Source organism: Streptomyces sp. SID1328 (assembly GCF_009865595.1).
Lineage (GTDB): Bacteria > Actinomycetota > Actinomycetes > Streptomycetales > Streptomycetaceae > Streptomyces > Streptomyces griseoluteus.
In genome coordinates, this window is the sequence record NZ_WWKH01000211.1 from 1 (window position 1) to 2,976 (window position 2,976).

Annotated in this window: 2 protein-coding genes; both read right to left on the reverse strand. The window is 72.2% G+C overall.

The annotated features are described in order from the left end of the window. Positions 1-303: 303 nt before the first annotated feature. Complete coding sequence (locus GT030_RS06250; RefSeq protein ID WP_161200221.1) at positions 304-2,124, reverse strand: GMC family oxidoreductase; 1,821 nt, start codon at positions 2,122-2,124, stop codon at positions 304-306. A 57-nt stretch (positions 2,125-2,181) separates the two neighbouring features. Further along, positions 2,182-2,976: aldehyde dehydrogenase family protein (locus tag GT030_RS06255; protein WP_161200222.1), on the reverse strand; the 795-nt coding region annotated here is incomplete at its 5' end.

Genomic DNA, 2,976 nt, shown 5'->3' on the forward strand with positions numbered 1-2,976 from the left:
GGTGCGGACCATCGAGGCGGGCGGCGCGACCCCCCGGCGCCGCTTCCCCGGCACCGGCACCTCCCCGGCACCGGTGCCGACGACAAGGGCCCCGCGGCCGAGTCCCGCGGGGCCCTTCGTCGTGCCCGCACTCTCGCGCCGCACCCTTATGTGATCGACGCCACTCCGGAATCCGGGCCACCGGTACAACCCCCGGCCGTCCTCACGCATCGAACCAGGCACCGGGATCAAGAAAACGGTGAGAATCGAGGGACCTGCGTTCGGAGGGGGACGCAGGTCCCTGTCTCTTTCCGAGCCGCCCGCTCACCCCTTCTTGCGCGGTACCTCGGGCACCGCGAGCAGCGGCAGCCGCAGCGCGCCGAAGGCGTCCGCCGGGACCGCCGGAGTACGCGGCGCCACCGCCTCAAGCCGCTGGTACGCCGCCCCCGGCGCCGGCCGCGGGTCCTCCTCGCCCTTGTTCGGCCAGTACGCCATGGCCCGCTCGGCCTGCGCGGTGATCGTCAGCGACGGGTTCACGCCCAGGTTCGCGGAGACCGCCGCCCCGTCCACCACCGAGATGCCGGGGTGCCCGTACAGCCGGTGGTACGGGTCGATCACGCCGGTCTCCGCGGAGTCGCCTATCGGACAGCCGCCGAGGAAGTGCGCGGTCAACGGGGTGCCCATCAGCTCGCCGACATTGCTGCCCGCGAAGCCGTTGATCTCGGCGGCGAGCGCGGAGGCGGCCTCGGTGGCGGCCTTGATCTGGGTCGGGTTGGGTGCCCCGTGGCCCTGCCGGGCGGTCAGCAGGCCCTTGCCGACGCCGCCGGGCTTCAGATACGTCGTCAGGGAGTTGTCCAGCGACTGCATCACCAGGCCGATGATGGTCCGCTCCGACCAGCGCCGGTTGGAGAACGAGCGGGCGAACTGCACCGGATGCCGGACCGCGTGCGCGACCCAGCCGAGGACGCGGGAGGAGCCCTCGGCGTAGGGCACCTGGAGGATGGTCAGGCCGCCCATCGAGTTGGAGCCCCTGCCGTAGCGGACCGGCTCGATGTGGGTGTCGGCGTCCGGGTGGACGGAGGACGTGATGGCCACCCCGCGCGTGAAGTCGACCTTGTCCGCGCCGTGCGCCTTGCGGTAGCGCCGGTCGTCGGTCTGGGCGCCGACCAGGGCCTCGGAGTTGGTGCGGGTGAGGTCACCGAGCCGGGCGCTGAGGTGGGGCAGCAGGTGGCTGGCCTTCATGCGGTGCAACAGGGTCTGGGTGCCGTAGGTGCCGGCCGCGAGGACGACCCGGCGGGCGGTGAACAGCCGCCCCTGGCCGGTGCGTTTGCGGTCGGTCGGCAGGGTGGCGACCGCGTAGCCGCCGCGCGAGTCGTCCGTGACGGAGACGACGGTGGTCAGCGGGTGCACCACCGCGCCCGCCTTCTCCGCGAGGTACAGGTAGTTCTCGTTGAGGGTGTTCTTCGCGCCGTGCCGGCACCCGGTCATGCACTCGCCGCACTCGGTGCACGCCCGCCGCGCGGGCCCGGCGCCGCCGAAGTACGGGTCGGCGACCTGCTCGCCGGGCCGCGCCTTGGCCGTGCCGTCGGCGTCCTCGCCGTCCCCGAAGAACACGCCGACCGGCGCCATGTGGAAGGTGTCGCCGACGCCCATCCGCTGCGCCGCCGCCTTCAGGTGCGTGTCGGAGGGGGTGGTCGTCGGGTTGAGCCGGACCCCGAGCATCCGCCTGGCCTGGTCGTAGTACGGCGACAGCTCGTCCTGCCAGTCGGTGATGTGCCGCCACTGGGCGTCCTCGAAGAACGGCTTCGGCGGCACGTACAGGGTGTTGGCGTAGTTGAGGGAGCCGCCGCCGACGCCCGCGCCGGCCAGCACCATGACGTTGCCCAGCAGATGGATGCGCTGGATGCCGTACAGGCCGAGCCTCGGGGCCCAGAGGTAGTTGCGCAGGTCCCAGGAGTTGCGGGGCAGGGTGGCCGGGGTGAAGCGGCGGCCCGCCTCCAGGACGCCGACGCGGTAACCCTTCTCGGTCAGGCGCAGGGCGGTCACCGAGCCGCCGAAGCCGGAGCCGACCACGAGCACGTCGTAGTCGTAACCGTCGTCGCGCCCTTCCTCGTTCCGGGTCTGGACAGTCTTCTCCTGCGGCACGTGCTCTCCTCGTCGAGAACGGTGGTGGAACGGGCGGATCGGGTCGGCGGGAGGGCGTCAGCGGAAGCGGAACGCCTTCATCACCTTCAGGCTGCGGCTCATGAAGGCCGCGTACGCGGCGTCGTCCATGCCGAGCGAGGGCGCCATGGGCAGCAGCCGCTGGCGGGCGACGGTCTGGGCCTCGGTGTACTTGAGGATGCCCTCGGAGCCGTGGCGGCGGCCGAGGCCGGAGTCCTTCATGCCGCCCATCGGGGACTGGGCGCTGCCGTACGCGGGGGCGTACCCCTCGTTGACGTTGACCGTGCCGGTGCGCAGCCGGGCGGCGATCTCCGTGCCGCGCTTCGGACTGGTCGTCCACACCGAGGCGTTGAGGCCGTACGGCGTGGCGTTGGCGCGCTCCACGGCCTCGTCGTCGGAGCCGAAGCGGTAGACGGAGACGACCGGGCCGAAGGTCTCCTCGGCGCAGACGGACATGGTGTCGTCGACGCCGTCGAGGATGGTCGGCTCGAAGAAGTAGGGGCCGATGTCGGGCCGGGCCACCCCGCCCGCGAGCACCTTGGCGCCCTTGGCGACGGCCTCGGTCACATGCGCCTCGACGGCCTTGAGCTGGCGTTCCCCGGCCAGCGAGCCCATGTCGGCGCCGTAGGCGAGGGCGGTACCGAGCCGCATGGCCTTGGTACGGGCGGCGAAGCGCTCCAGGAAGGCGTCGGCGACCGACTCGTGGACGTACAGCCGCTCGATGGAGATGCAGAGCTGGCCGGCCGAGGAGAAGCAGGCGCGGACGGCACCGGCGGCGGCCTTCTCGATGTCGGCGTCCTCCAGGACCAGCATGGCGTTCTTGCCGCCGAGTTC